At 48.4% G+C, this 4,239-nt stretch carries 5 protein-coding genes and 2 pseudogenes; 4 read left to right on the top strand and 3 right to left on the bottom strand.

The genetic code is table 11. The features are described 5' to 3' along the window. The coding region (locus Q0620_RS03685; RefSeq protein ID WP_298783260.1) for an rRNA maturation RNAse YbeY at window positions 1-319 on the bottom strand (319 nt) is incomplete at its 3' end. 54 nt (window positions 320-373) lie between these two features. On the opposite strand from Q0620_RS03685, the pseudogene Q0620_RS03680 reads away from it, so the two are divergent. From Q0620_RS03680 to Q0620_RS03665, 4 genes and pseudogenes are all read left to right on the top strand, one after another. Continuing rightward, window positions 374-628 (top strand): annotated as a pseudogene (locus Q0620_RS03680) (7-cyano-7-deazaguanine synthase); the annotation flags it as partial. Window positions 629-1,072: 444 nt separating this feature from the next. Then, window positions 1,073-1,540, top strand: a pseudogene (locus Q0620_RS03675) (7-cyano-7-deazaguanine synthase); the annotation flags it as partial. Window positions 1,541-1,860: 320 nt separating this feature from the next. Then, window positions 1,861-2,307 (top strand): hypothetical protein, encoded by a 447-nt coding sequence (locus Q0620_RS03670; protein WP_297880200.1) that lies wholly within the window; start codon window positions 1,861-1,863, stop codon window positions 2,305-2,307. 100 nt (window positions 2,308-2,407) lie between these two features. Beyond that, a complete protein-coding gene (locus Q0620_RS03665) occupies window positions 2,408-2,791 on the top strand; it encodes a hypothetical protein (RefSeq protein ID WP_298783258.1) in 384 nt (127 codons plus the stop codon). 271 nt (window positions 2,792-3,062) lie between these two features. Here Q0620_RS03665 and tsaD read toward each other — a convergent pair whose 3' ends face one another. Continuing rightward, window positions 3,063-4,070, bottom strand: coding sequence for a tRNA (adenosine(37)-N6)-threonylcarbamoyltransferase complex transferase subunit TsaD (gene tsaD / locus Q0620_RS03660; RefSeq protein ID WP_298783257.1), 1,008 nt, complete (start codon window positions 4,068-4,070; stop codon window positions 3,063-3,065). Continuing rightward, a partial coding sequence (locus tag Q0620_RS03655; RefSeq protein WP_298783256.1) for a hypothetical protein occupies window positions 4,054-4,239 on the bottom strand: 186 nt, incomplete at its 5' end. The genes tsaD and Q0620_RS03655, both read right to left, overlap by 17 nt.

The raw sequence follows: 4,239 nt of genomic DNA, 5'->3' as shown, positions 1-4,239 counted from the left end.
AATTTATGATATTAAAATTTTCGCTCGCAGAATTCGCGGCGTCTGTATTTTTACTAGCGGAATTCGTATCGTTTAGAATTTTAGCGCCGCTGTTTTCATGCGCGGAATTCTCTTCGCTCAAATCCCCGCCGAAGCCCGCAAACGCCGCAGGATCGAGCGGGAAGCTCAGCACGTCGGTCGTCTTATTGATGCCGCGCGTTTGCGCATTTAGCTGCCGCATCTCCTCGCCGCGCACGAAAATTAGCTCGACGCTCCCGCCGCCCAGCTCCGCCGCGATAGCGTCCAAAATTTCGGGATAGGGCTGCTCGCAAAGTATCATTTTTACCCCTCTTTTATAAAATTTTCGTATAATTTTAGCAAAAAAAGGACGAAAATGAGAGCTTTATGCGTGATCAGCGGCGGCATGGACAGCGCGACCTGCGCATACATCGCGAGGCGCGAAGGTTACGAGATCGTGGCGCTGCACTTCGATTATAACCAGCGCACGATGGGCAAGGAGCGCGAGTGCTTCGGTAAAATTTGCGACGATTTGGGGGTTGCAAAGAGGTTTATTTTAGATGCTCGCTTCATCGCGCAAATTGGTGGCAGTGCCCTTACGGACGGCACTTTGTCGATCAGAAAAGGTGCTGCAGAGCTTGGTGGCGCGGCAAATACTACCGGCACCGAGATTGACAGCGCGGCAAATTCCAAGAGCACCCGCTTAGACGGGCAAAATTCTATCGCAACAAATTCTACTAATGCCGAGATTGGCGGACAAAATTTTACTGCGTCAAATTTCTCGGCGGGCTCCGCGGATGCTCCGCTAAGTGTAGATTTGGCGCGAAATAGCGGCAGTTGCGTGCAGGGCGGTGAAATTTTAACCCAAGGCGGCGAAGCTTCACTCGGAGACAATGAAATTTCACCACAAGGCAGTAAAATTCCGACTCAAGGCGGCAAAATTTTAGCTAGCGATGACAAAATTTCACCGCAAGACGGCGAAATTTTACCTCAAAGCGAAGCCGAGCCGCAGCAGGGCGATAAAATTCCACCCAAGCACGCAGGGAGTGAAATTTCACCTAAAAGCCAAAACAATAAAATTTCGTCGCAAAGCCAAAGCGATAAAATTTCACCGCAAAGCGGCGAGAGCGTGTTTTCGGATCTGCCGAGCACCTACGTGCCGTTTCGCAACGGCGTGTTTTTGAGCATCGCCGCCGCGCTTGCCGAGAAGGAGCGCTGCGACGCGATCTTCATCGGCGTGGTGCAGGAGGATAGCAGCGGCTACCCCGACTGCGGCGCGGAGTTCATCGGCGCGTTTGAGCGAGCGCTTGAGCTGGGCACGAGCCGCGACTTTCATCCGCGCATCAAAACCCCGCTCGTGCACCTTAGCAAGGCGCAGATTGTCTCGTTAGCGCTTAAAATCGGCGTACCGCTAGAGCTTACGTGGAGCTGCTACGAGCGCGAGGACGCTGCGTGCGGGCTTTGCGACAGCTGCTTGCTGCGGCTTAAAGGCTTTGCGGGCGCCTGCGCGAAGGATAAAATCCCCTATGCGATAGAAGTTTAGGTACACCGCGGCGAAATTTACCGAGCCCGCATAGCTCGGCGCGTCATTGCAGCACCTGATATACGCGGGTTTTGAATGCGTAGCGCCATATGATTTGCGGCTAGATTTAAACGTGCGGCGGCCTGCACTTTGGCGCGCGCCGAGCTGTGGCTGTAAATTTAAACTGCGCTTCGGAATTTGAAAAATTTTAATGCGAGCGTTGCATGCGGTTTGAGGCGAAAATCAATTATAAATTTAACCCTACGATATATTTATTAGCGCATAGGCGGATATAAACATATCGTAGTATAATCCGAGAATTAAATTTTAAGGAGGAGAGAATGGCGTTTGAAAATGCTATCATCACTAAAAAGGATGATGAAAAGTACGGGTTGAGTAAAATTTTTTATCAATATAGTCCGTATTATGAAGAACTACCTAGAAATTTTGTTGTTGATAGACAAAAAGATATTTGGTTTCTTTTAATTAAAAGACTACCAAATGAAGGGTATGATTATGGTTATGGGAGCAAAAAGCTATGGAGGCTTTATATTCAAGGAAATAATTTAGATATTCTTTTGGACTACGAATATGATCAAGAAGTGGATGGACGCAAATTTCAAAGGGTGTGGAAAATTATCGAGGTAAATGTTATAAATTCTATTATTCCAGATAATGAAGTTATTAAAATATTGAGAGATATTTTGATTGATTTTAAATTTAGACCAGGCTGGGAGGATAAGGATGATTTTAGTGTAGCGTTAATAGATGTAAGAAAGGAAAAATAAAATGGCATTCGTAGCAGAATATATCTCTAAAGAGGATATTGAGAAATATGGCGTTATTGACATAGTAAATAGCTCCAGGGCAAATTTTGGTGAACTTCCATTGGGCGATCAACGTATAGAGCAGCTTGATTGGGTCATCGATAGGCAGAGGGATATTTGGTTTATCTTTGTGTGTGATCCGCACTTACCGGATCCGCGAGATGGATTTACGGGTGAGGAGATTTATATTTTATGTTATAAGGGAAATGTTATTGAGCTTGATATAAGGCGAATTTACGACGAAACTACCAGTAAAATGCTAGTCGATAATCCGTTTTTTATCAAATATAAGTTAGAAAGTATAAATTCCAGCACTTACGGAATTTCTTTAGATGAGCTCTATAAGGTGCTTGGTGAAGCTTTAATAGAATATGGCGAAAGCGGTATACACGGTAGAAAGTTCTTGCCAAAAGAACACGAAGTCGTAACTTTCCTGCACGATTAAGAAAGTGCAAAAAATGACAAGCTAACAAAACTGATCAAAATTTAGCAGACATTGCAAGCAGCGAGGATGTGCAACGGTAGCGGCACCGATGACGGTGCGAGCATGAAAGAGATTTAACAAAACGTGGCGCTAGCCTTAAACGCGATATGTAAATTCAAAGCGAAATTTATCCAAAACCTAACCGTGAGCGAGCGCGAGATAAAATTTTACTCAAACGCCCAGCGCGCAAGAATTCGCTAGTGAGCGCAGACTATTTGTAAATTTTAAAATTTCACTCAAATGCCGAGCGTAGATTTAGATGCGGAACAATTTGCAGTTCTGCGGGCGAGACGAACTCCTTTTTACGCAGCTTTTCTATCGCTGCGCGCGCGATCATAGCGGCGTTGTCGGAGCAAAATTTCATCGGCGCGAAAAGTATCTCGCAGCCCGCTCGCTCGCACAAATCCGTCAAAAGCCCGCGCAGATGCAGGTTCGCGCTTGCTCCGCCCACGACGCCGAAGCGCGCAAAGCGGCGCAGCTCAAAGATCCGCTGCAATTTATCCAGTATGTGCGCGCACGCCGCGTCCTCAAAGCAGCGCGCCAGATCGCGCATCGCCCGCTCATCTAGCTCGCCCGCCTCTTTTAGCTTTTCGATCTGCACGCGCACGGCGTTTTTAAGCCCCGAAAAGCTATACTCCAGCCGCCTATCGCCCTTTAGCGGCATGGGCAGCTCAAACCTCGGCTCGCCGCCTTTTGCAAGCTCCTCGATGAGTGCGCCGCCCGGATAGCCGAGGCCTAGCATCTTTGCGATCTTATCGAAGCTCTCGCCGAAGCTGTCGTCGCCGGTGGTCGCTAAAATTTCGATATCCCCCGCAGCGCCGATATCCAAAACCATCGTGTGTCCGCCGCTAACGAGCAAAACGCCCATCGGAAATCGCGCCTCGCCGCCTAAAAACAGCGAGTAAACGTGGCCTATGAGATGATTTACGCCGATGAGCGGCAGATTTAGCGCGAGCGCGAGCGCTTTTGCCATATTCACGCCGCCGATCAGGCTCACGCTAAGCCCCGGGGTATTGGTCGCTGCGACTGCGTTAAGCTCGCTAAAATAGGGTTTTGCGCGCTGCAAAATCCGCGGCAGCGCCTCAGTATGCAGCCTCGCAGCAAGCTCGGGTACGACGCCGCCGTATTTGGCGTGATCGGCCTCCTGGCTTATTTTTTCGTAAAATTTCAGCTCGAAACTGCGCTCATCCATCACCGCGACCGAGCTGTCGTCGCAGCTGCTCTCAATAGCAAGTATCACACAAAATCCTTAAAATTTTTCGCTCATTATACTCAAAAATCGGCGCAGATGAAATTTTAAAATTTAAAGCGGCGCGCTTTAAATTTTGTCTTTGTAGCGATATGTTCGCGCTCGCGGGGCTAAATTTTAAAATACGCCGTTCGGCTCGGTCGCGGCTTGTCTGCCGCGG

Origin of the sequence: uncultured Campylobacter sp. (assembly GCF_938017615.1) — a bacterium.
In the GTDB taxonomy this organism is placed as follows: Bacteria; Campylobacterota; Campylobacteria; order Campylobacterales; family Campylobacteraceae; genus Campylobacter_B.
This window is presented reverse-complemented; position numbering and strand designations above follow the sequence as displayed.

Bases quoted from the DNA above. Each gene is read 5' to 3' on its own strand.
- Q0620_RS03670 (WP_297880200.1), top strand. From the start codon at position 1,861: ATGGCGTTTGAAAATGCTATCATCACTAAAAAGGATGATGAAAAGTAC.